Source organism: Roseovarius sp. AK1035, from assembly GCF_003288315.1.
Lineage (GTDB): Bacteria > Pseudomonadota > Alphaproteobacteria > Rhodobacterales > Rhodobacteraceae > Roseovarius > Roseovarius mucosus_A.
The window spans coordinates 130,056-156,827 of record NZ_CP030100.1; the positions used below are offsets into that span (position 1 = coordinate 130,056).

23 protein-coding genes and 1 pseudogene are annotated in these 26,772 nt (G+C 61.3%); 8 read left to right on the plus strand and 16 right to left on the minus strand.

Translation table 11 applies throughout. From position 1 onward, the window contains the following. Positions 1-24 precede the first annotated feature (24 nt). The 7 genes from petA to RAK1035_RS20010 all read right to left on the minus strand — a co-directional run bounded on the left by petA (position 25) and on the right by RAK1035_RS20010 (position 5,570). Positions 25-627 carry a ubiquinol-cytochrome c reductase iron-sulfur subunit gene (gene petA, locus RAK1035_RS19980; RefSeq protein WP_008282890.1) on the minus strand — a complete coding sequence of 201 codons (603 nt, stop codon included), beginning with the start codon at positions 625-627 and terminating at the stop codon, positions 25-27. Further along, positions 624-1,466: an enoyl-ACP reductase FabI gene (fabI, locus tag RAK1035_RS19985; RefSeq protein WP_008282891.1), complete on the minus strand. Its 843-nt coding sequence runs from the start codon at positions 1,464-1,466 to the stop codon at positions 624-626. The genes petA and fabI overlap by 4 nt, the downstream gene beginning before the upstream one ends. After that, positions 1,459-1,638 (minus strand): hypothetical protein, encoded by a 180-nt coding sequence (locus RAK1035_RS19990; RefSeq protein ID WP_008282892.1) that lies wholly within the window; start codon positions 1,636-1,638, stop codon positions 1,459-1,461. Before RAK1035_RS19990 ends, fabI begins: the two co-directional genes overlap by 8 nt. Further along, a complete protein-coding gene (locus tag RAK1035_RS19995; protein ID WP_237183599.1) occupies positions 1,622-3,412 on the minus strand; it encodes a DUF3141 domain-containing protein in 1,791 nt (596 codons plus the stop codon). The genes RAK1035_RS19990 and RAK1035_RS19995 overlap by 17 nt, the downstream gene beginning before the upstream one ends. Beyond that, positions 3,405-3,740 (minus strand): hypothetical protein, encoded by a 336-nt coding sequence (locus RAK1035_RS20000; RefSeq protein WP_008282894.1) that lies wholly within the window; start codon positions 3,738-3,740, stop codon positions 3,405-3,407. Before RAK1035_RS20000 ends, RAK1035_RS19995 begins: the two co-directional genes overlap by 8 nt. 92 nt (positions 3,741-3,832) lie before the next feature. After that, on the minus strand, positions 3,833-4,459 hold the full coding sequence (locus tag RAK1035_RS20005; protein ID WP_008282895.1) for an RNA polymerase sigma factor: 627 nt from the start codon (positions 4,457-4,459) through the stop codon (positions 3,833-3,835). 220 nt (positions 4,460-4,679) lie between these two features. Next, complete coding sequence (locus tag RAK1035_RS20010) at positions 4,680-5,570, minus strand: DMT family transporter (RefSeq protein ID WP_008282896.1); 891 nt, start codon at positions 5,568-5,570, stop codon at positions 4,680-4,682. A 255-nt stretch (positions 5,571-5,825) separates the two neighbouring features. Here RAK1035_RS20010 and RAK1035_RS20015 point away from each other — a divergent pair, with 255 nt between their 5' ends. From RAK1035_RS20015 to RAK1035_RS20025, 3 genes are all read left to right on the plus strand, one after another. Further along, complete coding sequence (locus RAK1035_RS20015; RefSeq protein WP_008282897.1) at positions 5,826-6,494, plus strand: RNA polymerase sigma factor; 669 nt, start codon at positions 5,826-5,828, stop codon at positions 6,492-6,494. A gap of 242 nt (positions 6,495-6,736) precedes the next feature. After that, positions 6,737-8,077, plus strand: coding sequence for an SAM-dependent methyltransferase (locus RAK1035_RS20020; protein ID WP_099911744.1), 1,341 nt, complete (start codon positions 6,737-6,739; stop codon positions 8,075-8,077). Beyond that, entirely contained in the window at positions 8,074-9,117 is a 1,044-nt protein-coding gene (locus tag RAK1035_RS20025) for a type II glyceraldehyde-3-phosphate dehydrogenase (protein ID WP_037275430.1), read from the plus strand. Before RAK1035_RS20020 ends, RAK1035_RS20025 begins: the two co-directional genes overlap by 4 nt. A 45-nt stretch (positions 9,118-9,162) precedes the next feature. Here RAK1035_RS20025 and RAK1035_RS20030 read toward each other — a convergent pair whose 3' ends face one another. From RAK1035_RS20030 to RAK1035_RS20055, 6 genes are read right to left on the minus strand one after another with little or no spacing between them, the layout of a single operon-like run. Then, the gene (locus RAK1035_RS20030; RefSeq protein WP_008282900.1) at positions 9,163-9,933 is read right to left on the minus strand and encodes an SDR family NAD(P)-dependent oxidoreductase; all 771 of its coding nucleotides are present in this window, start codon (positions 9,931-9,933) and stop codon (positions 9,163-9,165) included. An 18-nt stretch (positions 9,934-9,951) separates the two neighbouring features. Continuing rightward, positions 9,952-10,863: a carbamate kinase gene (arcC, locus tag RAK1035_RS20035; protein ID WP_008282901.1), complete on the minus strand. Its 912-nt coding sequence runs from the start codon at positions 10,861-10,863 to the stop codon at positions 9,952-9,954. Between the two features lie 2 nt (positions 10,864-10,865). Then, positions 10,866-11,867, minus strand: coding sequence for an ornithine carbamoyltransferase (gene argF, locus RAK1035_RS20040; protein ID WP_008282902.1), 1,002 nt, complete (start codon positions 11,865-11,867; stop codon positions 10,866-10,868). Between the two features lie 23 nt (positions 11,868-11,890). Beyond that, entirely contained in the window at positions 11,891-13,120 is a 1,230-nt protein-coding gene (locus RAK1035_RS20045; RefSeq protein WP_008282903.1) for an arginine deiminase, read from the minus strand. Between the two features lie 23 nt (positions 13,121-13,143). Then, positions 13,144-14,592 (minus strand): YfcC family protein, encoded by a 1,449-nt coding sequence (locus RAK1035_RS20050; protein WP_037275431.1) that lies wholly within the window; start codon positions 14,590-14,592, stop codon positions 13,144-13,146. Between the two features lie 16 nt (positions 14,593-14,608). Further along, positions 14,609-16,975 (minus strand): heavy metal translocating P-type ATPase, encoded by a 2,367-nt coding sequence (locus RAK1035_RS20055; protein ID WP_008282905.1) that lies wholly within the window; start codon positions 16,973-16,975, stop codon positions 14,609-14,611. Positions 16,976-17,339: 364 nt separating this feature from the next. On the opposite strand from RAK1035_RS20055, the gene RAK1035_RS20060 reads away from it, so the two are divergent. Continuing rightward, positions 17,340-17,843, plus strand: coding sequence for a DUF6629 family protein (locus tag RAK1035_RS20060; RefSeq protein WP_198133621.1), 504 nt, complete (start codon positions 17,340-17,342; stop codon positions 17,841-17,843). Positions 17,844-17,852: 9 nt separating this feature from the next. Here RAK1035_RS20060 and RAK1035_RS20065 read toward each other — a convergent pair whose 3' ends face one another. After that, entirely contained in the window at positions 17,853-20,741 is a 2,889-nt protein-coding gene (locus RAK1035_RS20065) for a Tn3 family transposase (RefSeq protein WP_037298742.1), read from the minus strand. A gap of 160 nt (positions 20,742-20,901) precedes the next feature. On the opposite strand from RAK1035_RS20065, the gene RAK1035_RS20070 reads away from it, so the two are divergent. Together RAK1035_RS20070 and RAK1035_RS20075 are read left to right on the plus strand one after the other, a co-directional pair. After that, the gene (locus RAK1035_RS20070) at positions 20,902-21,489 is read left to right on the plus strand and encodes a recombinase family protein (RefSeq protein WP_008282908.1); all 588 of its coding nucleotides are present in this window, start codon (positions 20,902-20,904) and stop codon (positions 21,487-21,489) included. A gap of 33 nt (positions 21,490-21,522) precedes the next feature. Then, a pseudogene (locus RAK1035_RS20075) lies at positions 21,523-22,353 on the plus strand (MFS transporter); the annotation flags it as partial. Positions 22,354-22,526: 173 nt separating this feature from the next. Here the strand turns inward: RAK1035_RS20075 and RAK1035_RS20080 are convergent. Beyond that, entirely contained in the window at positions 22,527-23,576 is a 1,050-nt protein-coding gene (locus RAK1035_RS20080) for a hypothetical protein (protein WP_008282910.1), read from the minus strand. Positions 23,577-23,820: 244 nt separating this feature from the next. Between RAK1035_RS20080 and RAK1035_RS20085 the strand changes: the two genes are divergently transcribed. Together RAK1035_RS20085 and RAK1035_RS20090 are read left to right on the plus strand one after the other, a co-directional pair. Then, positions 23,821-24,705, plus strand: coding sequence for a recombinase family protein (locus RAK1035_RS20085; protein WP_008282911.1), 885 nt, complete (start codon positions 23,821-23,823; stop codon positions 24,703-24,705). 115 nt (positions 24,706-24,820) lie between these two features. Further along, a complete protein-coding gene (locus RAK1035_RS20090; RefSeq protein ID WP_008282912.1) occupies positions 24,821-25,984 on the plus strand; it encodes an ATP-binding protein in 1,164 nt (387 codons plus the stop codon). Positions 25,985-26,299: 315 nt separating this feature from the next. Here RAK1035_RS20090 and RAK1035_RS20325 read toward each other — a convergent pair whose 3' ends face one another. Continuing rightward, positions 26,300-26,533 carry a hypothetical protein gene (locus RAK1035_RS20325; protein ID WP_157132432.1) on the minus strand — a complete coding sequence of 78 codons (234 nt, stop codon included), beginning with the start codon at positions 26,531-26,533 and terminating at the stop codon, positions 26,300-26,302. Positions 26,534-26,772: the final 239 nt, after the last annotated feature.

Below are 26,772 nucleotides of genomic sequence, written 5' to 3' on the forward strand. Positions count from 1 at the left end.
TTGAGTTTTGGCTTGTTCAGCACGTCAGGTGCCGATAACGAGTTGCAGGTCGTCGCCCAAATCGTAAGGTGGGATGTCGAGGTTGCGTGGGGCCGGCCCCTTCCGGATCCGGCCCGAGGTGTCGTAATGCGATCCGTGGCACGGGCAGAACCAACCGCCGAATTCGCCGACCGCCGACCCATCCTGGCCCAAGGGGATACAGCCGAGATGGGTACAGACACCGATAACGACCAGCCATTCGCCATCCTCGCCCGCCGCGCGGTTCTCATCCAGCGCTGGCTCCTCGCCACTTGTGTTCGGATTCTCGCCCGCTTCGTCAACAGGATCGGGAAGCTGGTCGAGATCGACGGCCCGTGCAGCCTGGATCGCTGCCTCAGACCTGCGCCAGACAAAGACCGGGTGGCCCTGCCACTTCACGGTAATACGTTGGCCCGGTTCGACGCCGGAAAGATCAACCTTGACCGTGCCGGACGCGGTCACGTCGGCCGAGGGGTTCATCGAATTGATCAACGGCCAGACCGCCGCGCCTGCGGCAATCGCGCCGGTTGAGGCCGTTGCATAATAAAGGAAATCGCGGCGCTCTGTTGCGGGCAATTGATTGGTTTCGTCAATGGTCTGGCGCATCATGATTCCTCCGATTTGACGTTCATTTTGGCTGCGGCGACAGGGCTTTCGACGTGAACACCCGCATCGACATGCAGCACCTCGCCCGTGATGCCGCCGGTATAGTCGCTGGCGAACAGCAGGGCGGCGCGGCCCACCTCGTCGGCCGTGACGTTGCGCCGCAATGGGGCAACTCGCGCGGTCGCGTCCAGAAGACCCGCAAAGCCGGTCAACCCGGACGCCGCGCGGGTCATCACGGGTCCCGCCGAAATGGCGTTGACGCGGATGTTCGACGGCCCGAGTTCGTGAGCCAGATAGCGCACGGTGGCCTCAAGCGCCGCCTTGACCGGCCCCATCACGTTGTAATTCTCCACCACACGTTCGCCACCCAGATAGCTCAGAGTGATCAGGCTGCCGCCGCTTTTCATCAGGGGCTCGGCAAGATGCGCCATGCGGATCAGCGAATGGACGGACACATGCATCGCTTGGGAAAACCCTGCAGCCGAACAGTCAGTCAGGCGGCCATGAAGGTCGCCGGGCGGCACGCTGCCCACGGCATGAAGGATGAAATCCAATTTTCCCCAGCGGTCCGTGATGGCGTCGAAGACAGCGTCGAGTTCGTGCGGCGCATTCACGTCACAGGGCAGCAGGATCGGCGCTTCGAGACGTGCAGCTAATGGCACCACATGAGGTTTGGTGCGCTCATCGACATAGGTGATGGCGAGCTCGGCACCCGCTTGACGGAAATGCAGGGCAGCAGGCCACGCCAGACTGCGATCATTGGCGATGCCGACAACCAGACCCTTCCGGCCGGACAGATCAAGCAGTTCCGCAGGATCGCAGCATGCGTCGAATTCAGGCATCCTCCGACACTGCCTCGGTATCGGCGGAAGCTTCGGACTTCTTGTCGTGCGCACCATGACGCTTGGCCGACTTGCCATGTTTGTGTCCGCCATGTCCGTGCCCGAAAAGGTGCATTGCGGCCATTCCGCCGAAGACGAGAACCAAAACCCAGTTTTCAAAAAGCCATTCCATAATTGTTCATTCCTTTTTTTGATGAGGCCGACGGTTTTTCCGCCTGTGTGGTTGCTGCGGCGAACGGGAAATTGCCGAACATCGCGCCAAAGACATGGGTGATCCAGGCATCGCGTCCCTTGCGCCATGCGCCTATACCCTCGCCGGTGCGCGCCGACAGCGCACGCTCGGCCACGATCGCGGGGTGGTCGTCCGGCAATGGTGAGCGCGTCTCGCGCAGCGTTTCGGCGGTGGACTTGATCAGGGCCATCCACGGGTTCACCTGTTCGGAGAACATCGTTCTGGTCCAGCGCATGGGGTGCAGCGCACGGAGCGCCTCAGCGCTGGCCGGGGTCGTCGCGGCGCGGATCCAAGGACTGACGAAAATCGAATAGACCGCCTCGTTGATCCGCGATATCTGCGCCACTTGTTTCAAGGCCGCATCGTCCGATGCAATGCCCAGATCATCGACCTCGCGCGGTTCGAATCGCACCTCAAAATCGCCGGTCTCGCAGTCCGGGTCACCCGACGGGTTGTCGATCACCATCTCGTAGAGACCCGGGGAAAGGGCCTCGACATCGTCCAGGCTTTCCAGAATCGCACGATGCTGGAGCCGCGCGACGGAGCCGGAGACGAAGATGCCCAGATGCCCGACACGCGGATGCGTCATATAGACGATGCGCTGCCCGGCTGCCTTGAGCGCATCGGTATCGGGATAAAGCTTGCCAATCCACCCCATTGCCTGTTCGGGCGGCGTGATGTTGTCACCGTCCGAGGCGAAGATGATCAGCGGATTGCTGATGCGCTTAAGATCGACGGTGCAATGCGCATCCAGCTGCATCTCGCCCTGTTCCAGCCGGTTGCCGATGAACAGGTTCTGCGTGATGCCGAGGATTTCCTCGCGGCTGAGCGTGTAGTAGCCATTCCACCAGCGTTCGAATTCGACGAACCGCTCACGCTCTGTGTCGGCATGGGCAAAGAGGGTCGCGTACTTATCCCAGATCGCCTTTTCCGGTTGCAGGGTCTCAAAATTCTGCGCCAGCCAGGCGCCATCGAACCGGCCATCGCCCAGATCGGATATCATATGCGCGGCCCAGGCCCCTCCCGAGAGCGCGCCCATCATCCGCATCGGGCTGCTTGCCGCCTCGCCCGACCAATAGCTGAGCGGTGAGCCATTCAGCACAATCGGACCGGTCAGGCCGTCGCAATCCGCCGCCAGCAGCGTGGCCGCCCAACCGGCCTGGCAATTGCCGTAGAGCACGGGGGCTGTGTCCGGGTGACGGCGCGCGACCTCCAATACAAAATCGCGCAGTGCATAATGCACGTCCGACAGCGTCTGACCCGGCATGGGCTCGGGATAGAAGATCACGAAATAGACCGGGTGGCCTTCGTGCATCGCCATGCCGACCTCGCTGTCGCGCTTGAAGCCGCCGATACCGGGCCCGTGCCCGGCGCGCGGATCGATCACGATCACCGGCGGCTTGGCCTCGTCCACGCAATCGTCCCAGCAATCGTCGCCGACCCGCGTGATCCTGAGCAGCGCGTAGTTGGCCGACCGCTCAAAGGTGCGTGCGTCCAGCAGCAGTTCGTAATCGAAATCCAGAAGCGGCGGCATGCCCTGCCGCTCATGCGCGATCATATTGTCGGCGCGTTCACGCAGCGTGTCGAGAAGCAGCACCCAGCGTTCAAAGGCGTCTTGGACGTAAGGCACGTTACTAGCGGTCGTTGCGTTACCGGAAACGGGTGCAAGAAATTGTTCCGGGGTCACTGTCGCAAGGCGCAGGCTCTTATTCATCATCAGCTTCCTCTTGATTGGTAGTGTCTATGGAGGGTCGTCCAGCGAGCATCACACGCACGAAATCCTTCGCCACATCCTCGCGCAGACCGGTCAGCAGATAGGACGCATCGCCGGGCTCGATGCCCAACGCGCGCGCCGCGAGTGACGGGGGCTGGTTCATCATTTCGACCCGGTTGAACAACGCCCGCGCCATCGGGGCGTCGGCATGCCCGCAGGTCTCGGCACAGGCACAGGTCATTTGCGAGAACAAGATCCGAAGATCATCGTCGTCGGATGATGAGTGACGGGTTCCCCCTGATTTCCGATCCATCGTCTTGCGTGGCATGGCTAGGCGACTCCTGTGGTTGAGCCTTCGGGCTTGGTCACAGAAGAAGACGCCGGAAGAAGGAAATCGTTACAGACCCGCCGACAGGGCGATCAGTGTTCCTGTCCCTCTTCTTCGCAATCAGTCTCGTGTTTGTCGTTCTCGCAGCCCTCGGGCGGACAGTAACAATCGTCCCGGTCCTCTTGGCAGCACTTGCCGCAATGCGTTGTAAGCGCCTCGCGCAAAGCAGTGCGTGCCCGGTGTAGCCGGACACCAAGTGCGTTGCGGTTAAGCCGCAGATCGGCTGCCACGCTTTCGCGATCTTCTTCGCCGAAATCGATGCGCCGGATCAGTTCGGCATCCGCCGGGCGCAGTTCGGAAATCAACCCGCCATGGCAGGTGCACAGCCGCGCCATCTGTGAGGGCGCATCGGCAATCCATTCCTCTGGTTCGCGCGCCGCCGCCGCCGCCAGCCGGCTACGCCGGGTCCCTTTGCGGTAGTGATCGTTCAAAGTGGACCGCAGGATTGTGTAGAGCCACGCATCCATTCGTTCGACCTCTCGGAGCTGATCCTTGCGTGACAGCACGCGGATGCAGAAGTCTTGCAGGACATCCTCTGCATCTGCGCGGTTGCCAAGCCGTTTGACCAGAAATCCCATAAACGCTCCGCGCCCGTCCAACAGGGCGCGTTCCGGCGAAGCGTCGGGCACATCGGGCTTGCCACTGTCTTGCGATGCCATGATGTCTCTGCCCTTTCCAAGAGGTTTGCGAAGGTGCGATCAGCGCTGATTCGAGCATTGTCTCTCTAACGTACAATGCGCGCAGTCATTCTAAGAACAATTTGCCCCTCCGCGCGTCACTCTGAATAAGCAACACACATTCGTATCGAAGCAAACAGGCTTTCGACGAAGACAATAGCCAAAACGACCGTTTGAAAACAGGTTAACAGGTTGTTCTGTATTATCGACCTTGAGACCGCCGTGCTCCCTTAAGATTGACGAACACGATCCCCAAAATGACCAGCGCAATACCGGAAAATTGAATCCCGGACAGGCGTTCCCCGAAAAACAAGGCACCAATTGAAAGACCGAAGATTGGAACAAGAAAGCTGAACACAATCGCCCGGTTCAGCTCAACTGCCTCCAGCACGGAAAACCAGAGCCAATACACCAGCGCTGAGCCGAACAGGGCCAGCCCCAAAAGCGATGCCGTGAAGACCGCGTTCCATTGAATGGCGTTTTGATCTTCCAGCGCGAGGGCTGCGAACGCGAGCGGCGCGCTGCCGATGAGCAACTGTAACCCCATTGCAAAAAGCCCGTCCACTTTGCCGGCGATGGACTTGATGGCCACGTTGCTGATGGTCACCCCAACCGCGGCCAAAACGATATAGGCGAAACCGATGGCCGACCCCTCTTGCCCTCCATCAAGCAATTGCGGCAGCGCGATCACGAGGATTCCCATGAATCCGATCGAAAGGCCGACCCAACCGACCTTCGGCAGCCTTTCGCCAAGCCATACAACACCCAGTATTGCGGCCAGCAGCGGCTGCGCGTTTGCGATGACCGTGGCGAGGCCCGGAGACACGAATTCTGCTGCATGAAACATGCCCAGAAATCCCAAACTTGTCGCACCAATCCCGACGATCCCCAAGGTCAACCACGTGCGCCAACCGCGCGGGAATGGTCTGCGCAAAATCATGGCCAACCCCACCAGAGCCGCGCCTGCCAGACCTGCCCGCATCGTCGCAAAGGTCAGGTGCGGCGCGTATTGCAGCCCCGCCGTGATCAGCGGAAAGCACGCCGCCCACAGGAACATGGCCAAAACGATTTTGGTTATGACAGTCGGCGACATCGAGATTTCCTTTCCAAGTCAGAAGTGGCAGGAATTGCAGAAATTTTCCGATGTGCCAACTCAGGGGCGAAGTAAGAAGACGCTGCGGCAGCCGAAACCTTACGCATTCCTGGGCATACGCCCGTTGGCCCGGGTTCCAAAAGACCGCGCCTGTGCATACCCAACAGCAAAACCACCAACAATCAGGTCACCCGAAGCACCCGAAAAAGTGTAACGTTCTCGATGGTTCGGCGTCTTACTTTTCAGAGGTGTATCATGAATCACGACCCGAATGATCGGTTATCCACAGCAGATCAGCCCAACACAGCCGCCAAGGATGCGGACATCGCTGTCCGTCGCTCGCTGGTGGAAGGTCGGCAGCATATCCTGAATTTCCTGCGTCGGCGACTGGGAGATCCGGAGGCAGCCGAGGATGTCCTGCAAACGTTCATGCTGCGCGCCATTGACCGCTCCGAGCAACTTCGCGATGTGCGCGCCGTTCGTGGCTGGCTCGGCCAGATTCTGGCGTCGTCCATCGCCGACTACGGTCGCAAGGTTTCGCGAAGGCGCCAGAGGGAGGTAGTCATGGCCCCAACCGACCTGGACAGCGTCCAAAACGGGTTCGACGAAGAACTCGACGAGGCGATATGCAATTGTCTGTACAAGCTGTTGCCGACGCTCAGACCGGAATATGCCGAAGTAATCTGGCGCGTCGATCTTCAGGAGCAGCCGCGCGATGCTGTCGCCAAAGACCTTGGCATCACCTTGAACAACATCACGGTCCGCCTTCACCGGGGTCGGCAGGCGTTGAAGACAAGGTTGGAACAGATGTGCCTGACCTGCCCGGTTCATGGCTTTCTCGATTGCGATTGCGACGCAGCGGAAAAGGCCCGCGCTCGTTTTCAAGCGATGAAGGACGACGCCGGAGCGAAAACGACGGACTGAGCCCCGATGTGCTGGCCCTCTCTCACCGGCGTGTCTGCAATTCACGGATCGCGTTCTATTGTCCGCCAGCGAGGACACGCCGATCCGTTTTCCAAGGGTTCCGCCTACGCACGCCTGTGCACCGCGGGCACCGTGTCGGCAGGCCGCTGCGCTGTAATGAACCTTGTCATCTTTCGTCTGTTTTATCAGAAAGCGGCGGTTGACGCCGCCTGCCGACAAAAAACAAGACGGAGCAAGCGATCATGTCCAATAGCGAAACCTCTCCCGACGAACGCTTTGAACAAGAAGGTAGCCGGATTGAAACCGGACGTCTCGCACCGGGACGGGCGGCCATGTGGTTGCTCGCCAAATCGCTGCGACGCCTCGTTCAAAACGGACGCCTCACCATCTACGATCCCTGCGGCCAGACGTGGCATTTCGGCCCCGGCGGCGAACCCGCCGTTTCCGTCCGTTTGACCGAAAAGGTGCTGCCTGTGCAACTTCTGGTGAACCCCAGCATTGCACTTGGCGAGGCTTATATGGACGGGACGCTGCGCATTGAAACTGGCAGCCTGCGCGACCTCCTCTCGATCTGCATGACCGACATAGATACTATCGACGCATTGCCTGGCAGACGATTGACCCGCTGGCTGGACGCATTCCTGAGCCGCAGGCTGCATCATAATCCGATCAGCCGGTCTCACGCGAACGTGGCGCATCACTACGACATCTCGACCGAACTCTACGACCTTTTTCTGGATGCGGATCGACAATACTCCTGCGCCTACTTCCCGATCGGGACCGAAACGTTGGACGAGGCCCAGGCCTTCAAGAAAAAGCACATCGCAGCAAAGCTCTTGATGCGACCCGGTCTGGAGGTTCTCGACATCGGCTCGGGCTGGGGCGGGCTGGCGATGGAGCTTGCCCAGCAACACGAGGCGCGCGTGACCGGGCTCAGCCTCTCGACCGAACAGATTGCCGCTGCCCGCGAACGTGCCCAGCAAACCGGCCTGTTTGATCAGGTGGCCTTTGAACGGCGCGATTACCGCGAAGAGCATGGGCTATACGATCGCGTCGTGTCCGTAGGTATGTTCGAGCATGTGGGCCGCAGCGGATTCGATGCGTTTTTTACCACCCTTCAGCGCGTTCTCAGGCCCGATGGCGTCGCACTTTTGCATGCGATCGGCAGGATGGCGCCCAAAGGCGGCAGCGATCCGTGGATCCGCAAATACGTCTTCCCCGGGGGCTATCTGCCCACGCTGTCCGAAACCATCGCGGCAGCAGAGCGTGCGGGAATGTGGGTCACGGATGTCGAGGTCCTGCGGTTGCATTATGCCGAGACTCTGCGCCACTGGTCCGAACGATTTGCCCAGGAACGCGAAACAGCGCGCATGCTTTACGACGAGCGGTTCTGCCGTATGTGGGAATTCTATCTGGCTGTCTGCGAAATGGCGTTCCGGAATGGGCGGTTGATGGTCTTCCAGATCCAGCTTGCCAAGCGCCGTGATGCGGTTCCGCTGACCCGTGACTATATCGCCAAGGTCAAGGCAGGCGAATCCGCCTGGGATATTTCGACCGGCACAGAATTCACGAGAGCGGGATGACTGACATGAGACCTATCAGAGTTGCCGTAAACGGATACGGCGTGATCGGCAAACGTGTGGCAGACGCAGTGGTCGCACAAGAGGACATGGACCTCGTTGGCGTGGCGGATGTCACCTCCGACTGGCGCGCCCGCATGGCGCGCGCGAAGGGTTTCGCGCTTTATGCCGCCGACCCGGATCGCACCCCGGCCATGCGAGAGGCCGGCCTTGACGTGGCCGGAGGGCTCGACGACCTGCTTGCTACCGCAGACATCGTGGTGGACAGCACGCCCAAGAAAGTGGCTGTGCGCAATGTGGAAACCTATCGCGAAAGAGGCATCCGGTTCATCGTTCATGGCGGCGAAAAACACGAGGTGACCGGCCATTCCTTTGTTGCCGAAGCAAACTATGCAAGCGCGATTGGGCGCGATCGCACCCGCGTGGTGTCCTGCAACACGACGTCGATCGTCCGCACCCTCACAGCGCTGAAAGTTGCAGGGCTTCTTGGCTCAGCGCGCGGAACGCTCCTGCGGCGCGCCACCGACCCGTGGGAAAGCCATCTGGGTGGAATCATGAACACGCTTGTGCCCGAACCCGATATTCCCAGCCATCAGGGCCCGGATGCACAAAGCGTCGATCCCGATCTCGACGTGATCACGATGGCCGTGAAGGTGCCGCAGACCCTTGCCCATCTGCATTATTGGTCGGTCAGGATGCCGCGCAAGGCGTCCAAAGACGAGGTACTCGAAGCGTTCCGCGCCTCCTCCCGCATCGCGTTGATCCGGATGGCGGACGGGCTGGGCGCACTTAACGCGGTCAAGGAGATGATGGCCGATTTCGGGCGTCCCAACGACAGCCTCTATGAGGTGGCTCTGTGGGAGGACATGCTCAAGGTCGAGGGCGACGAATTGTACTATGCCTACATGGTCGACAACCAAGCCATCGTGATCCCCGAAACCATCGACGCGATCCGCGCCCTGACGGAAGCCGAGCGAGACGGATCGGCGTCGATTGCGCGTACGAACGCGGCGCTTGGGGTCGGGACATTTACGGCGACCTGACAGCCCCCTAGCAACAGGTTCCAAACCCATAGGGCAGAGACCCGATCAGCCCGCCGACATGCCCCCGTCGATGGGATACTGCGCTCCCGTGATGAAGGCGGACTCGTCGGAGGCGAGGAACAGGACCAGATTGGCGATTTCTATGCTTTCACCATAGCGACCCAGCGGAATCGTGCCGGCAAGCTGTTGCTTCACTTCGTCGCCGTGGCCGGGATTGAACCCTTCCTCCAGCGACCGCATCATCCGCGTGTTGACCGGCGAGGGATGCACCGAGTTGACACGCACGTTGTGGCCTGCGACCTCTATCGCGGCGGCGCGCGTCAAACCGACAACGGCATGTTTCGACGTGATATAGGGCGCGACGTTCGGGCTGCCCTTGAGGCCCGCGATCGACGACATGTTGATCACGCTGCCCGATTGCTGCCCAGTCATCACGGGCAAGACATGCTGCAACCCAAGGAAAGCGCCGCGCACATTAACCGCCATCACGCGGTCAAAATCCTCGATCTTCTGATCGACCAGCGGCGCGACCATGCCTTCGACTCCGGCGTTGTTGAAGAACACGTCGATGCGCCCGAACTTCTCGACGGTCTGCGCGACGTATCTTTTGCAATCTTCGACCGATGAGACGTCGGCGGCGATTGTCAGCAGGTCGTCCGGATTGCCCAGATCCCCCGCAGCATCCGACAGGTCGTCAACGTGGAGGTCCACAAGCGCAACCTTGGCCCCCTCACTCAAGAAAAGCCGGGCGGTTTCCAGACCGATGCCTGCCGCTCCTCCAGTGATCAGGGTGACTTTTTCTGCCAGACGTTTCATCGAATATGCTCCTTGGGTTCAGTTGTTTACGATCATCGTGCCCGCCTTGCCATCTAGCAGGGCAAGCGCATCCTCCAGGCGACCCACGGAGGCGAAACGCGCACGATCGGATACGAAAGTCGCGGCGGCGGCCACCTTCGGCGCCATCGAGCCGTCGGGCAAGTCCAGACGCACTGCGTCCTCCGGCGACACCTGCCAAATAGCCGATTGCGTTTCGGTGCCGAAGTCGCGGAACACGGCCTCGACGTCAGTCAGCAGCAACAGCGCGTCGGCGTTCAGCTTGTGTGCCAGAAGCGCCGTCGCGTGATCCTTGTCGATCACCGCCTCGACCCCGATCAGCGAACCGTCGGCACGCCGGACGACCGGAATGCCACCGCCGCCTGCGCAGATCAGCGTCACGTCCTGCTCGAGCAGCAGTTCCAGCACTTTCAGGTCGGGAATGCCACTCGGCATCGGCGACGGCACCACGCGGCGCCAATGCGCGCCATCCGCAGCAATGCTCCACCCCCGCGCCTGCGCGAGCCGTTCGGCTTCCGCCTTGTCATAGACCGGGCCGATGAACTTGGTGGGTTTGGCGAAGGCCGGGTCTTTGGGATCGACCTCGATCTGGGTCAGCAGGGTCGCGACCGGGCGGTCATGGCCCAGGGCGTTTTCAAGCGCCTGCTCGATCATGTAACCGATCATGCCATCGGTTTCCGCCCCCAGCACATCCAGCGGGAACACTGCATCGGGTTTGTAGGCCGCACCCTGCAATGCAAGCAGGCCGATTTGCGGCCCGTTGCCGTGGGTGACGACCAGCCGGTGTCCGGCCTTGATGATCTGCGCCAGCGCGGTAGCCGCGGTGGCGACGTTCTCGCGCTGCGCCTTGGCGGTCAGCGGCTCGCCACGGCGCAACAATGCATTGCCCCCCAATGCGGCGACAACCAGCACCGCTAGTTGCCCAGCGTGGCGACGAGCACCGCCTTAATCGTGTGCAGCCGGTTCTCGGCCTGATCGAACACGATGGAGGCCGGGCTTTCGAACACCTCTTCGGTGACTTCCATCGCCGTGATGCCGAATTCCTCTTCGATATCGGCGCCGACTTCGGTCTCGGCATTGTGGAAGGCGGGCAGGCAATGCATGAACTTGGCCCTCGGATTGCCGGTTTTGGCCATCACATCGGAATTCACCTGATAGGGCGTCAGCAGCTCGATCCGTTCCGCCCATTTTTCCTTGGGCTCACCCATCGACACCCAGACATCGGTATAGACGAAATCGACGTCTTTCACCGCGGCGTCCACATCCTCGGTGATCGTGATCCGCGCGCCGGTCTGCACGGCGACGTCATCGGCCTCGTCGCGGATCGCCTGGCCCGGCCACAGGCTTTCGGGCGCGCACAGGCGCACATCCATGCCCATCTTCGCCCCGCCGATCAGCAGGCTGTCACCCATGTTGTTGCCCGCATCGCCCATGAAGCAATAGGCGATCTCGCGCAGCGGCTTGTCGGAATGTTCCTGCATGGTCAGGAAATCGGCAAGGATCTGCGTCGGGTGGAATTCGTCCGTCAGCCCGTTATAGACGGGCACGCCAGCGTATTGCGCCAGCGTCTCGACGATAGGGTGACCAAATCCGCGATATTCGATCGCGTCATAGACCCGGCCTAGCACGCGCGCGGTGTCCTTGACGGTTTCCTTCTTGCCCAGATGCGACCCCGAGGGGCCAAGATAGGTCACATGCGCGCCCTGATCGTGGGCCGCCACCTCAAAGCCGACGCGGGTGCGGGTGCTGTCCTTCTCGAAGATCAGGGCGATTTCCTTGCCGGTCAGGCGCGGAACTTCAGTGCCGGCGTATTTCGCCGCCTTCAGGTCGGCGGAGAGTTTCAGCAAGAAGCTGATTTCCTGCGGCGTGAAGTCGCGCAGGGCCAGGAAATGGCGGTTTCTCAGATTGTAGGACATGGGATTTCCTTATCGTCGGTGGTTCAGATTGCGTCGCGGATCGTCGGGCAACTCATGCAGTGGCTGCCGCCCCTGCCCCGGCCGAGTTCGGCACCGGGGATGGCCAGCACCTCGATCCCGGCCTCCTTCAGTGCGGCGTTGGTGTCGTCGTTGCGGTCATAGCCGATGACGACGCCGGGGCGCAGCGCCAGCACGTTGTTGCCATCATTCCACTGTTCGCGCGATTGCTCCGCGGCGTCGGCCCCGCCGGTGGGCACTAGATGCAGTTTCTTGTGGCCCAGAATTTCAGCGGTGATCTCGAATATGTGGCGCGCATCCCGGCGGATATCGAGCGCGGCCTTGCCCTGACCGGGGCGCAGGTCATAGCAGGTGATCGCATCCGCCACCTCCTTGAAAGTGGTCACCACATCGCCCCCGCAATGGGTGAAAACGGTGTCCAGATGCATCGCCGCGCGCGAACTGGGCATCTGGCAGGCGATCACCCGCGTCACGTCGCCACCCTCGAACAGCGCCTCGGCCAGTTGGCCCACCGCCTGCGGGGTCGATCGTTCGCCCATGCCGACCATGACGACACCGTGCCCGATTGGCATGATGTCGCCGCCTTCCAGCGTGGCCGTCCCGAATTCCCGCGTCGGATCGCCGAACCAGACCCGCACTCGATCCGCGAATGTCGGATAAAACCGGTAGACTGCTGCCATCAGCAGCGTTTCGGGCCGCCGTGCCGCGAAATGCATCGGGTTCAGGCTCACGCCGCCATAAACCCAGGCTGAATTGTCGCGGGTAAAGATGAAATTTGGCAGCGGCGGCAGCACGAAACCGTGGGGGCCAAGGTAGCTGCCGAACATGCCGGAGGGCGTGAAAGGCAGATCGTCCACCCGGATGCCGCCGACCAGCAAACGGGCCAGTTCCGTGCCGGGCAGACCCTCCATCCAGGCACGCAAGTCGTCCCGCATCCCCACGCCGACGTCATTGCGGGTGATGCGGTGGTCGAGAACCCAGGCGCGCGCGTCGGAAATGTCCAGCGTCTCGCCCAGCAGCGCCATCGCATCCAACACCTCGACCCCTTCGCCGCGCATGACATCGGCAAAGACGGCGTGATCCTTGATCGCCTGTTTGACCCAGAACACATCGTCGAACAGCAGGTTTTCGCGGTTGTCCGGTGTCAGACGGCGATGCGCCAGGCCGGGTGGCGATACGATCACCTGCCGCAATGTACCGGCTTCGGAATGAACGCCCAATTTTGGTTCAGACATCTGGAATGCCTCCTTCTTTCTAATCAGAGAATGGCGGCCAGGCTGATCCCGGCCGAGATGAAGACGACGAGGATCAGCAGCAGGGGCCAGACGAAGACGACCCAGCGGTCGAACGACACGCGCCCGATGGCCAGACCGCCGATCACAACCGCAGAGGTGGGCGTGATCAGATTCACGAGCCCGCTCGCCGATTGATAGGCCGTCACCACGAGGTCACGGCCGACCCCCGCGAAATCCCCCAACGGGGCAAGGATCGGCATCGACAGGACGGCCAGGCCGGACGACGACGGCACGAGAAAGCTCATCCCGATCTCGATCCAAAGCATCAGGTTGATGAACGCGACTTCCGGCAGGCCGCCGAGGGTATCGGCGGCACTATTCAGGATCGTGTCGGCAATCAGGCCCTGCTCCATGATCACCACGATGCCGCGCGCCAGACCGATCACCAGCGCAACTCCCAGAAGATCCTTCGCTCCGTCGACAAAGGACGACGTTAGCTTCTTCTCCCCCATGCGGGCGACCAGCCCGACGACGATGGCCATGCCGAAGAACAGCGCGCCCATCCGAGCCATCCACCATCCCTGGCTCGAGACACCCCAAATCATTACCGCAAAGGTCGTAAAAAACAGGATCAGGACCAGCTTCTGAGTTCCGCTCAGCTTCGGCTCCTCGAACGTTGCATCCGTCTCGTTCAGAAAAAACTGCCGGTCGCTGTCGCGTTGCGCAGCGACGACGGACCGGGCCGGGTCGGCCTTAACCTTCGAGGCATAGCGCATGACGTAGGCCACGCAGATCGCGAGGCCGCCCAACAGAAGGACCAGCCGCAGCGCAATACCATCCGTGAACGGGATGCCTGCCGCGTTAGACGCGATCACCGTGGCGAAGGGGTTGATTGTCGATCCCAGCGTGCCGATCCCGGCACCGATCAGGATGATCGCCACGCCGGTCACGGAATCGTAGCCCGCCGCGATCACCACCGGGATCAGAAGCGCGTAAAAGGCCAGCGTTTCCTCGGCCATGCCATAGGTCGTGCCGCCCAGGGCAAAGAGCGACATCAGGATCGGGATCATCCAGATCTCGCGCCCCTTCAGCCGCACCATCGCCGTCTGGATGCCGGTGTCGATGGCATTCGTGGCATTCACCACGCCCAGAAAGCCGCCCAAAAGCAGTACGAACAGCGCCACGTCGATGGCATTTGCGGCATAGCTGTCGGGATCATAAAACCCCGCCACCGGTGCCAGCATGACGTCGATGACCCCCTGTGGATTGGGCTCGACCGTTTGATACGTACCCGGCACGGCGATCTCGCGCCCGACCTCTTCGTTCATGGCGCGGTCATATTGGCCCGCAGGGATAATCCAGGTCAGCGCCGCGACAACGATGATCAGGCCGAACAGGATGGAATACGCGGTGGGAAACCGCGCCGCCATGCCCTTCCCGTCCGGTGTCTTGGTCGATGATGTGTCAGACATCTCAAGTCCCCCTTATTCAATGTGATTTCTGCGAGTGTCCGGCGTGAAGCGGCACCTGGCCTGCCTGCGCATCGCCCTGACCGCCGCCGCTGGCGGACCCACTCTTGCCCGCACCAATACCTTCCAGCCGCGTTCGTTTCAGCAGCAGCGCGTTGACCGCCACCAGCGCGGAGCTGCCCGACATGGCAAGTGCTGCCACGGCGGGGCTGATGATCAACGGATAAAACACCCCTGCCGCCATCGGAAAGGCGACCACGTTGTAAGCCACGGCCCAGAACAGGTTCTGGTGCATCTTGCGCAAGGTGGCGCGCGACAACTCGATGGCCCCCACGACATCGTAGGGATCGCTTTTCATCAGCACGACATCGGCGCTTTCCATCGCCACGTCGGTGCCCGCACCGATGGCAAATCCGACATCGGCCTGGGTCAACGCGGGTGCGTCGTTGACACCGTCACCGACCATGCCGACCTTCTTACCCTGGGCCTGAAGCTCTTTGACCTTCTCGGCCTTTTGGCCCGGAAGAACATCTGCCAGCACAATGTCGATGCCCAGCTCGCCCGCGATCCGCCTTGCGGTACCTTCGTTGTCGCCGGTCAGCATCGCCACCTCGACGCCGCGTGCGCGCAGCTTGGCCACGGTGGCCTTGGCGCTCGGACGCGGCGCATCAGCGATGGCGATCAGGCCCAGCATCCGTCCGCCCTGCGCCACATGCACAACCGTGCGGCCCTCGCCCTTCAGGCGCTCGGCCTCCGCCGTCAGGGTGCCGACGTCGATACCCTCCTCGTCCATCAGGCGCCGATTGCCGACCAGCACGGTCTTGCCTGCGACTTCGGCGCGCGCGCCGCGGCCTTCGAGGTTGAGAAACTCGGCCATCTGCGGGACGTCGAGGTCCGCCGCGCGTTCGACAATGGCGAGCGCCAGCGGGTGGTCCGAGCCGCGATCGACGGCCGCCGCAGCCCGCAGCGCGTCATCCTCCGCGCCGCCTTCGGCGGCAACGACCTCGACCACGCGCGGTTCGCCCATGGTCAACGTGCCGGTCTTGTCGAAGACGATCACGTCAAGCTTGGTCGCGTCTTCCAGCGCACCGGCATTCTTGAACAGGATACCGTGCTGCGCCCCTAACCCTGTGCCCACCATCACCGCCATCGGCGTAGCAAGCCCAAGCGCGTCCGGGCAGGCGATGACGAAGACGGTGATCGTCAGCGTCAGCGCGAACAAAAGCGGAGAGCCGATCCACCAGAACCAGACCGCGAAGGTTGCAAGTCCGATCACGACGGCGATCAGCACCAGCCATTGTGAGGCTTTGTCGGCCAGAAGCTGGGCGGGTGCCTTGGAGTTCTGCGCCTCCTGCACCAGCTTGACGATCTGCGCCAGCGCGGTGTCGGCCCCGACCTTGGTGGCGCGGTACCGGAAACTGCCGCTCTTGTTGATGGTGGCGCCGATCACGGTGTCGCCGACGGCCTTGTTGACCGGCATGGATTCGCCTGTCAGCATGGATTCGTCGACCAGCGACGCGCCTTCGACAACCTCGCCATCCACCGGGATCTTGTTGCCGGGCCGGATCAGCACGATCTCGCCCTCAAGTACTTCGGAGGTAGGCACCTCAACGTCTTGCCCATCGCGGATAACGGTCGCCATCGGCGGTGCAAGATCGAGCAGTGCGCGGATTGCAGCGGACGCCCCGGCCCGCGCGCGCATCTCCAGCCAGTGACCCAACAGGATGAACACCAGCAGCACCGCCACCGCCTCGTAGAATTGCACGCCCGGAAAGAAGAAGGTAGACCCGACGCTGAACACATAACCGGTGCCAACCGACAGCACGACCAGGACCGCCATGTTCAGGATGCCGTTGCGCAGGGCGCGCCAGGCGGCGACGAAGAACGGCCAGCTTGGCCAGATAATCGCGGCACTACCCAGGAAGAACAGCCACAGATCCAGTTCCAGCCCGAAGGGCGGCGCGGGTGGCGTGAACAGGCCACCCATCGGCGAATAAGTGAAGATCGGGATGGTGAACAGCAGCGCCACCCAGAAGCGGTTGCGCATGTCGCGGACCATGCTGGCCATGTCCATACCACCGCCGTGGCCCATCTCGTGCGCCATCGCGTCGTGGCCAGCCGGGGCCTCCGCGCCAGACATTTGATGGTCGGCGTGGCAGACATGGTTCGGAACCCGCTCCCCGGCGCAGTGGAATCCGCAGGCCTCAACCGTGTTGCGCAGCTCTTCCTCGCCCACTGCCGTCTCATCGTAGTGGACTGTCACGCTTGCCGATGCCGGGTTCGCTTCGGCGCTGTGCACGCCGCCGAGAGCTGACAAATGGCGTTCGACCGCGAGATGATCGAGTTCCTCGAACAGCCCGCGGACCTCAAGGGTCAATTTTTTCAATGTTGGCTCCTGTCGATTTTCCTTGCGATCGAGAACGACCGTTTAGGTAAATAGACGTTGCCGGTCTCCAAACCTTACAGTTCCATCCGAAAGGCATTGATTTGCATGAAAGCCACTGGCGATTCCTCAACTCGGCAATTCGAATACTTTGCCGACGGGGCGCGCCAAGTCTCCGCAGAGGCCTCGTGCTCAGGGAGGTAATCGCGACTGAGCTGCGCCCGCGACCGTCCCATCGCAATGGGTGGTCAGCGGCGCCGAGAGGACTCCCGTAATGAGCCGGTTGCTTTTCAACGCCCAGTTTGTGCCTTAGGTTTGCACTTTGGGCCGTCCCAAAAAAATATGTCGGAGAAAGAATTCCATGTGCTTGTCCGCGCAAGTCAGCTTTGCCGCCAGCGTTTTTCTTGTTGGCGGCGGCACGGCCATTTCAATTGTGGCGTGGCGGCGAAACAAACGGTATCTTCCGCTTGCCCTGATGCCGCTTTTTGCCGGACTGCAACAGTTTACCGAGGGTTTTGTCTGGGTCGGCATGAACGGAAACGATCCCCTGACGGTCTTATGGGGAGCTATGGGGTTCATTTTTTTCACCTGGTTCATGTGGCCGATCTGGGTGCCATACTCGGTCTACGTTCTGGAACCGGACGACAGCCCTCGGAAGCGGTTGTTCCGCCTCATGGCGTTGATCGGACTGGCCTTCGGTCTATTGCTTTACATCCCGCACGGGCTGAACAGCAGCATGGTCGTGGTCGAGATCAACAACCAGTCGCTGGCCTATGAAAAATCAATGTGGCTTGATTACATGATGCCACGCTGGCTGACCAATACGATCTATGTGGGGTCTGATGCCGGAGGGGGCAGAATAGTACGCTAAGATATCTGGTCACCTTTTTGGCCATCTGTATTCGCCCGTGAGGAGGATGTGAGCCCAACCGAGCGGCGAGATGTGCGCCAGCAGCTCGGCAGGACAGTCCAACCCATCATGCTGTCGCTGCGTGACGGTGTGACCGAGATGCTTGGTGTTCCAGTAGATGATTATGGCGGCCAACAGGTTCAGGCCCGCCATGCGGAAGTGCTGCCCTTCGGTGGTGCGGTCACGGATTTCGCCTTGGCGTCCGATGCGCAAGGCATTCTTCAACGCGTGATGGGCCTCGCCCTTGTTGAGGCCGATCTGGGCGCGGCGCTGCATGTCGGCGTCGAGCAGCCAATCGATGATGAAGAGTGTCCGCTCGACCCGTCCGATTTCCCGCAGGGCCACGGCCAACTCGTGCTGCCGAGGATAGGCTGCAAACTTCCGCAACAATTGGCTTGGGGGCATGACGCCTGTGAGCATGGTTGCCGCGCTGCGCAGGATATCCGGCCAGTTTGTCGTGATCAGGCGTTCCTTGATCTTGCCACCGATCAGCCCATTCAACTCTTTCGGACAGGACGCCGGGTCGAAGAGGTACAGGCGCTTGGAAGGCAGATCCCTGATGCGAGGGATGAACTGGAATCCCAGCAGGGCGGTGACGGCGAAGACATGGTCGGTGAAGCCGCCAGTGTCGGCATACTGTTCGCGGATTTTTTGGCCCGCGTCGGTCATCAGCAGACCGTCGAGAATGTAGGGCGCCTCGTTCACCGTGGCCGGAATGGTCTGGGTGGCGAAGGGTCCGAACTGGTCGGAGACATGGGTGTAGGCCTTCAACCCGGGTTCATGGCCGTATTTGGCGTTGATCAGGTTCATCGCTTCGCCCTGGCGCGTGGTGGGGAAGAACTGCCCGTCGCTTGAGGCTGTCTGCCCGGCACCCCAGAACCGAGCCATCGGCAGGGAGGATTGGCCCTCGATCACCATGGCCAGAGCGCGCGCCATTGCCTCGCTTTCCACATGCCAGCGGGAAAGGCGTGAAAGCTGGAAGTAATCGTGGGTGTTCGTGGCCCCGGCCATTTTGCTGAGGCCAAGGTTCAGCCCTTCGGCCAGCAGCACGTTCAGAAGGCCGATCCTGTCTGTGCAGGGTACGCCTGTGCGCATATGGGTGAAAGCCTCGGTAAAGCCGATGTCATCATCCACCTCCAACAGGAGGTCGGTGATCCGGATGCCCGGCAGGCGGCCATAGAGATCAAGCACCACGGCTTCAGCTTCTTCCGGGACGGCCGCAGTCAGCCGGTCGATTTTCAGGACGCCGTTCTCGATGGATCCACCTGGGATGGCCCCGGCCTTCGCCGCACGCGCCAGGCGGCGCAAGGCATCGGACATGCGCACCTTGCGATCCGCAAGCCAGGTTTCGGGTTCGAACGGCATGGCCAGCCTCGGCGTAGCGCGGGCCACCTCGGCCGGAACCAGTGCCTCTTTCAGGTCGCCAAACCGCCGGGAACGGACAAGCCAGATATCGCCGGAGCGGAAGGCCTCGCGCAGGTGAAACAGGACCGCCACCTCCCACAACCGCTGCCCATCGCCTTCATCAGCATTCAGGTGTCTTTGCCATTTCGAACCCCGGCGCAGAAAGGTCAGCGGCAAGGTCACTGTCGTTTCTGTGCGCGCGATGATCCCAGCGGCTTCCAGCAAGGGCACGGCCACCGGCGCGGCCTGAATGTCTAGCAACCGCAGCATCCGCGGGGCATAGCGACGGAAGCGATGGTATCCGTGGACGACATGCGCCAGTGGATCGGCAGCCAATGTGTCAGTGAGCTGGGCGGCGGTGGCGACAAGCCCCTTCAAGGATGACCAGCCACCCGCATTTTGGACGGCCTCCTCAAGCGAGGCGCGATCTTCATGCGCTTCCAGCAGGGCTGATCCAAGGGTAGAAAATGCCTGCAGGGTCTCCTTCAGGGCGGCTTTGGCGTCGTCCGCGCGGGCATCACATCGGGATTTTGCCTCGCGCCAGGTCTTGCCAACGATACGGTCATGGGTTTCGACCACCGCATCGGCAATGGCGCTGCGCCATTCGAGGGCGCAGACCGCGAGGATGGCAAGGCGACGCTCGCCTGATATGTCCCGCAGATCCCCGGCGAAGTAGCGTTCCCCCTGACGGCGAAGACGGGTAACGCGGTGAGGTGGCACATCCGCCAGAATGCTACCGCCCGGCGCCAAAGCTCGCAGAAATTCCAGCCGGTCGAGCAGGCGGTTCATATCGGCCGAGTTCTGGCCCACCTCAAACTGGCGTAGCCAGACAAAACGGGTGACGGAGCCACCTGCATCCTCTGTCAGCAGGGCATCAAGCCGATTGCCCATCTCCTTGTCCAGCCGACCAGCAATTCGTGCATCGACCCGCCGTTCAGCGGCGACAAGAGCATCAGCGCAAAGTCGTTCGATGACCGTGATCCCGGGCAGGATGGTCTGGGTTGCCCGGCATTGCTCAACTAAACTCCGCGCCAGATCCTCGTTCGATCGGGCCGTTTCGGCCGCATCTTCCAGCCAGGCCTTCAGATCGCGCGACCCTCGGCCCGTGAACATCTTGTAGCCGTAGACCTCCCGCAACGCAGCAAGATGCTCACGGCGGGTTTCTTCGCGGGCCGCATAGTCAGCCAGATCATCGGGACGCAACCCGAGTTGCGCCGCCAGGAAGCGCGTCACGGCCTCGGGAATGACCTCACCCGGTGCCAGCAATCTTCCCGGATATCGTAACGCGCAAAGCTGCAGGGCGAAGCCAAAACGATTGTGGGATCGGCGGCGCCCACGGATGATTTCCAGATCATCATCGGCCAAGGTGTAATGGCGCAGCAGAGCCGCTTGATCCGTGGGCAGATCGAAGAGGACAGCCCTTTGACGGTCCGTCATGATATTGCGTCGTGGCATGATGTTTTCCAGAGAGAGAAGCGCAGATGTCCGTAAGAGGGTCGATCAGCGGACATGTGTCGAGGGGGTTGGTAACGGCAATGAAACAGCACGCCGTCACATCTCGTATAAGTGGTACGATTTGATTCGCACATGAGGCCCCTTATCCGTACACAGAACCATGACCATGACCAAAATTGGCTACGCCCGCTGCTCGACAGACAAACAGGACTTGACCGCGCAGCGGCAGGCCCTGCACGCCTTGGGGGTATCGGAAGACCTTATTTACACCGACCACGGGCTGACGGGCACCAACCGCACCCGTCCCGGCCTCGACCAGGCACTGGCTGCCGTGCGGGAAGGCGACGTGCTGATCGTGTCAAAGCTGGATCGTCTTGCAAGGTCCGTTCCAGACGCGCGCGCTATCGCAGAGCAACTTGAAAAGAAGGGCGTCAAGCTTGCTTTGGGTGCGTCGGTCTACGATCCGACCGATCCGATGGGCAGAATGTTCTTCAACATTCTGGCCACCTTCGCCGAGTTTGAATCTGACCTGATCAGGATGCGGACAAGAGAAGGCATGGCAATCGCCCGCGCCAAAGGCAAGCTGCGGGGAAAGCAGCCAAAGCTATCTGAAAAACAACAAAAAGAACTGATGCGCATGCACGCTTCTGGCGACTATTCCATCAGCGATCTCGCCGAACTCTTCTCGGTGTCACGGCCGACGATCTACAGAACCCTACAGCGTGCAGGACCCAAAATCAGCCCTTAGCGTACTATTCTGCCCCCTCCGGCATCAGACCCCTACAATTCGCTTTTCCTCGGCACGGTCCTCGGTTTCGCCGCATCGGCCCTTCTGGTTGTTTCGGTCGTGCTGCCCAGTCCCCGCCCATCCGAGCCGCGCGGTGTCTATGACCGCACTACGCGCGGCATCCGCATCTATCTGGCCACGCCCCGCTTGCGCGGGCTCTTGGCATTGAACCTCGCGGCGGCGGCGGCAGGTGCGATGGTGCTGGTCAATACCGTCGTTCTTGTGCGCGGCTCGCTCGGCCTTTCGGAAAGTGCTCTGGCCTGGACGATGTTCGCCTTCGGCGCAGGGTCGATGATCGCCGCGCTGGTCCTGCCGCGTGTTCTCGATGTGTTGCCGGACCGGCCCGTGATGTTCGGCGGAGCCACGCTGATGGTGGCTACTCTGGTCGGTCTGGCGTTGACGGTCCTTGGAGCGGGCCTTGGCTGGTCCATCCTTCTGACAGCCTGGTTGCTGGTGGGGCTCGGATATTCCGCTGTCCTCACCCCTTCCGGCCGACTGCTGCGCCGTTCCGCCCACGCCGGGGACCGCCCGGCACTCTTCGCGGCGCAATTCGCGCTGTCCCACGCCTGCTGGCTTGTGACCTATCCGCTGTCGGGATGGCTGCTGACAGTCTATGGTGTCGTTCCCGCACTGATCGGACTGGCCCTCATCGCCGCCTTCGGAATGCTCGCAGCGCTGAAACTCTGGCCGTCCGGCGATCCCGTTGAGCTTGAGCACACCCACGATAATTTGCCACTCGACCATCCCCACCTAAGGGGACATCGCAGGCACAGCCATGCCTTGATCATTGACGAGAGCCATCCTCGCTGGGCCACGCATTTATAAGCCGCAGCAAGAGACGAAGACTGGACACGGGCGGTTCGTTTTCATCCATGCGGACATTCGTGCTTCGAGCAAAATTCATCAAAGTGGGCTCGATGCGCGAATTGTCTGCAAGTTTGGCGGACAGAAGCGTTGACTCTAACATAAACTGTCGGCCCCCCGACAAAGAGCACGGCTTAAGTTGCGACCCTCCACATCCGATACCGCCCCTGCCCCGTCATCTCGTGGATCAGACCACGCGCTTCCATCCAAGCAAGGTTGCGCTGGATGGCAGCCCGGCTGGCGCCGATCAGGGCCTCGGCCATCGGAGCGGACACGAGCGGCCATTCGGTAAGTACCGCGCACAAGGCCGGGGGCGTGCGGCCGGAAAGCGGGCTCATCTCGGCTTCCGCCCTCGCCGACCATGCCTCGATATCATCGAGGTGACGCATTGCGGTCAGGCATGCGGTCTCCATCCCGTCAAGCCAACGAGACAGACGGTCAGCGGGTGGGCCACCGGAGCGCAATCCTCCTGCCCCGCCCATGGCCAAAGGCGCGAAGAGCGCCCCCTTGCCCTCACTGGCCACGATCCGTGCGGCTGTGACCGCCGCTTCCATCCGGTCGCCGTGCTGCCCGAGGCCCGCGAGACTCCAGAGATGGAAGCCCATGCAAGCGCGCGTGACTGGGTGAAGATCGGCGGCTTGCGCCATAAGATCGAGCCAACCGCCCGCGCGTTCCGCGAACGGTTCGGCTTCAACGCCGAGGTTCTCGGGGTCGCGGCGGTCGAGGAAGGCGGACAGGTCCACTTCCGGTCCAAGGCCGCCTGTAAGACGCCGCACTGCCCATCCGACACGCGCGAGCGCCGCGGTGTCGTCCTGCACGCCGGACAAGCGCATGGATTTCCAGAGCGCCAGCCGATCCGGGCCAATTCGGTCGCCTACAAACCAGCTGAGGTCTGCCGCCTCCATCAGCGCGAGCCTGTGCCGCCAACCTTTCGGGCCACGGCGCAGCCGGTCGTCCAGCGCGCCGATCCGGCCAGCCACACGGGCGAGACGCGCGGCATTGCCCGCCTCTGCCTTCCGCCAATCGTCGAGGACTGCGGTTTCACGAAGCTCTGCCCTAGGTCCGGGCGGCAGATAATCTGGCTCCTCGTCCATCGGACCGGGCAGGAACCACAGGTCGTCCTCAGACGTCTCTTCAAGCCCCTCCGCATTCACAAGAGGATCGTAAAAAATATCATACTGCATAGATACTTGAGTCTTCATGTATGCAAAATACCGCACTTTTGCATTTTACCAAAGTGTTTTGTCAGAGTGCGCCTGCACACCTTATATAGCACGGGCGCGCGATGGTCTGCGAGAGCTCGCTGATCGCGCTCAGCGTATGGAAACCAAGGGTTCTCTGCTGAGCAGCGCCACAGTGCACGCCCTTGCATTCGTTTTCAAACGGTCGTTTATTAGCGATGTATGAAACTGCAAAAAGACTGGTTCGATGCCATTGATAGGCTACGCGCGCGTTTCAACCGAGGATCAAACCCCCCTGCCCCAGTCGCAGGCCCTGAAATCCGCAGGCTGCGCCGAGATCCATGAAGAACAGGCCTCTGGCGGCAATCGTGCGCGGCCGGTGCTTGGGCGGGTGTTGGAGCGCATCGGCAAGGGCGACACGCTGGTGGTCGTTCGGATCGACCGGCTGGCGCGGTCCTTGTCGCACCTTCTCGAGGTGATCGAGCGACTCGAGGCCAAGGGCGCGTTTTTCAAGTCCCTGCAGGATCCGATCGACACAGCCTCCCCCCAAGGCAAGTTCACGCTTCAGGTTCTGGGCGCCGCGGCCGAGTTTGAGCGGGCGCTGATCCGCGAACGTACCAAGGCGGGGCTGGCGAGTGCCCGTACTAAGGGCCGGGTCGGCGGGAACCCGGGCCTACGCGCCCGCGATCCAGCGGCGCTACGAAAGGTGCGGCTCGCGCGGCAAGACGGCTACATGGAGCGGCTGAACGAGACGGCTCAAGACTGGGTGCCCCAAGTGCGCCGGTTGCGCCCCGACTTGGCCTGGGAAGACGTTGTGCGCATCATCAACGGCCCCCTGCCCGAGGCGCGTCGCTGGACCCAAAGCCGTCTCTTGCGCGCTGTGAAGGCCTATGTCCGCGACGGCTTCCTGCCTACCGAGGTGCTGGCCCGCGCCGGGCGCCGCGAAACGGACGATCGCCTGCCCGCCATTATTGCTGGCATCAAGGGCGCAGATCCCGACATCACGCTTCAAGCGATCTGTGAACGGCTGGAATCTATGCGCGAACGCACGCCTCGTGGCCGAACAAGATGGCAGCCGTCGTCCGTGAGGATGCTGCTGGAACGGGCGGAGCGAATTGGGTTGTTGGAGTGAGTTTTGGCGCAAAGCGTGTTCATCACTTCAGGCTAGTTCACAAATTGGGCTGGAACGTTAGCGGCACAATAATTTAACCTTGCAAATCTTCCACATGATGGAGTAATTGCAAGGTATGTATATGCGCCAAACTCATCAACTTGTGCAATCCGCGCTTGCGAACCAAGCCGCTGTTGTGCTCCTCGGTCCCCGGCAGGTTGGGAAGACCACGCTTGCTCTCGACATCGCTTCGGAGCAACCATCGGTATACCTTGATCTTGAACGTGACGCGGACCGGCAGATCCTGACCGAACCAGATCTCTATCTGGATGAACAAACGGGAAAACTCGTCATCCTCGACGAAGTGCAGCAGATGCCCGGCCTCTTCAAGAGCCTGCGTGGTCAGATCGACCAGCGCAGGCGGGCCGGGTTTCGTACGGGGCAGTTTCTGCTCTTAGGGTCAGCCTCCAATGTTCTCCTGCAACAATCGGCAGAGTCCCTCGCTGGAAGGGTCCGGTATATCGAAATGCCCCCTCTGCAACTTACCGAAGTTGGGACTGATCAGTTGAATGCGCTCTGGTTACGTGGTGGCTTTCCTGACAGTTTCTTGGCTGCCAGCGATCAGGCCAGCATGGACTGGCGTCTAGATTTCCTGCGCACCTATCTGGAGCGTGACATCCCTGCCCTTGGACCGCGTATTCCGGCCGCAACCTTGCGGCGCTTCTGGACCATGTTGGCGCATGTGCAAGGCGGCCTGCTGAATGCTGCTGCCCTCGCAGAGGGGCTCGGTGTGTCGGGCCAAACCATCGGTCGTTATCTCGATCTGCTCGTCGATCTCATGCTGGTGCGGCGGCTGCAGCCCTGGCACGAGAATGTCGGCAAACGCCTGGTGAAATCGCCAAAAATCTATGTGCGGGACAGCGGGATCGTTCATGCGCTGTTGAGTATTGGTACAACCGAAGGCTTGCTCGGGCATCCTGTCGTCGGCGGCAGTTGGGAGGGGTTCTGCATCGAGACCCTTCTTGCCGCGACGCCCGCCGGCACCGAACCCTTCTTCTATCGCACCTCTGCCGGAGCCGAACTTGATCTGGTTCTGCGTTTGCCGGGTGGCGACATCTGGGCCGTCGAGATCAAGCGCACGACTGCGCCGAAGGTTTCTCGTGGTTTCCACACCGGCGCAGAAGACGTCAAAGCCAATCGGAAGCTGCTGATCTACGCCGGAGAGCGTGATGTCCCCTTAGCAGAAGATATCCGGGCAATACCTCTCGAACAGGGAATTGGGCTGTTGAGAGCGCTTTAGCGCAGTGCTGGCTTTTCCCGCTGCGCGCCTGCGCGAGTTCCAAGGTATTTTCTTGTTTGGGTCAGTTTCAACAGAGTTTCCAATTTTCCTTGGTATCTTTCTCGACCGCCGGACGTCTCCCGATGCGGCCCTGTTGCATGGAATGCACATCGCAGCGGCTGCCCCGTCTACAACGGCTGTGGCCCATCTTCCTCCCCTACCCTTCTATGCGGCGCTTCGCATCCAGCGTGGTCAGGCCTTGGTCAACCGCCCAGCTACCCTTCGGGCTGCATCAGTTTCACAGGAGCCGACAACGAACCCGTCAAAGGCTTCGGCTCAATCTGCATCTTGATCTCCGACCTGGAAATTAGCATCGAACCCGTCGCGAGGTCGAACAGGACGGCCTTCGCGCAACGCGTCGCCGGACGCTCCCCGTAAGGCAAGCTGGCCGAGTGCGGCGGCATCTAGAAGATTCGGAAAGGGGAGACCGGCGCTGGCTACTTCACGGTGAGCATCTGTGATCACGGCTTCAACGCAAACCTGGGCAAAGCCACGAACTAGGTCGGTCATCTCCTCGGGTCCGAAAGACGCGGCGTGTAACATGCAAGGTTGATCGGCTTCGCTCTGGTCAGCCGACTTAAACTCCAATCTTGAACGCGTTCAAGATTGGAGTTTCTGGAGCCACTGAGCCTCAAAATAAGCGCCTGAAAGCTATAGGCGCGTGGTATCTTTATCTTTAGCTCAGAACCGTGCTACCATTGGGACAGAATCGAGTCGAACTCGGACCCAACCGAAGTCAGGGCTTATAA

What these genes read in the sequence shown, in the direction of transcription:
- RAK1035_RS20000 (WP_008282894.1), bottom strand. Translation starts at nt 3,740, where the DNA reads ATGCCACGCAAGACGATGGATCGGAAATCAGGGGGAACCCGTCACTCA.
- RAK1035_RS20010 (WP_008282896.1), bottom strand. Translation starts at nt 5,570, where the DNA reads ATGTCGCCGACTGTCATAACCAAAATCGTTTTGGCCATGTTCCTGTGG.
- RAK1035_RS20070 (WP_008282908.1), top strand. Translation starts at nt 20,902, where the DNA reads ATGACCATGACCAAAATTGGCTACGCCCGCTGCTCGACAGACAAACAG.
- fabI (WP_008282891.1), bottom strand. Translation starts at nt 1,466, where the DNA reads ATGCCTGAATTCGACGCATGCTGCGATCCTGCGGAACTGCTTGATCTG.
- RAK1035_RS20045 (WP_008282903.1), bottom strand. Translation starts at nt 13,120, where the DNA reads ATGTCTGAACCAAAATTGGGCGTTCATTCCGAAGCCGGTACATTGCGG.
- RAK1035_RS20025 (WP_037275430.1), top strand. Translation starts at nt 8,074, where the DNA reads ATGACTGACATGAGACCTATCAGAGTTGCCGTAAACGGATACGGCGTG.
- RAK1035_RS20065 (WP_037298742.1), bottom strand. Translation starts at nt 20,741, where the DNA reads ATGCCACGACGCAATATCATGACGGACCGTCAAAGGGCTGTCCTCTTC.
- RAK1035_RS20020 (WP_099911744.1), top strand. Translation starts at nt 6,737, where the DNA reads ATGTCCAATAGCGAAACCTCTCCCGACGAACGCTTTGAACAAGAAGGT.
- RAK1035_RS20325 (WP_157132432.1), bottom strand. Translation starts at nt 26,533, where the DNA reads ATGACCGACCTAGTTCGTGGCTTTGCCCAGGTTTGCGTTGAAGCCGTG.
- RAK1035_RS20085 (WP_008282911.1), top strand. Translation starts at nt 23,821, where the DNA reads ATGCCATTGATAGGCTACGCGCGCGTTTCAACCGAGGATCAAACCCCC.
- argF (WP_008282902.1), bottom strand. Translation starts at nt 11,867, where the DNA reads ATGTCCTACAATCTGAGAAACCGCCATTTCCTGGCCCTGCGCGACTTC.
- RAK1035_RS20050 (WP_037275431.1), bottom strand. Translation starts at nt 14,592, where the DNA reads ATGTCTGACACATCATCGACCAAGACACCGGACGGGAAGGGCATGGCG.
- RAK1035_RS19990 (WP_008282892.1), bottom strand. Translation starts at nt 1,638, where the DNA reads ATGGAATGGCTTTTTGAAAACTGGGTTTTGGTTCTCGTCTTCGGCGGA.
- RAK1035_RS20080 (WP_008282910.1), bottom strand. Translation starts at nt 23,576, where the DNA reads ATGCAGTATGATATTTTTTACGATCCTCTTGTGAATGCGGAGGGGCTT.
- RAK1035_RS20005 (WP_008282895.1), bottom strand. Translation starts at nt 4,459, where the DNA reads ATGGCATCGCAAGACAGTGGCAAGCCCGATGTGCCCGACGCTTCGCCG.
- RAK1035_RS20015 (WP_008282897.1), top strand. Translation starts at nt 5,826, where the DNA reads ATGAATCACGACCCGAATGATCGGTTATCCACAGCAGATCAGCCCAAC.
- RAK1035_RS19995 (WP_237183599.1), bottom strand. Translation starts at nt 3,412, where the DNA reads ATGAATAAGAGCCTGCGCCTTGCGACAGTGACCCCGGAACAATTTCTT.
- petA (WP_008282890.1), bottom strand. Translation starts at nt 627, where the DNA reads ATGATGCGCCAGACCATTGACGAAACCAATCAATTGCCCGCAACAGAG.
- RAK1035_RS20030 (WP_008282900.1), bottom strand. Translation starts at nt 9,933, where the DNA reads ATGAAACGTCTGGCAGAAAAAGTCACCCTGATCACTGGAGGAGCGGCA.
- RAK1035_RS20090 (WP_008282912.1), top strand. Translation starts at nt 24,821, where the DNA reads ATGTATATGCGCCAAACTCATCAACTTGTGCAATCCGCGCTTGCGAAC.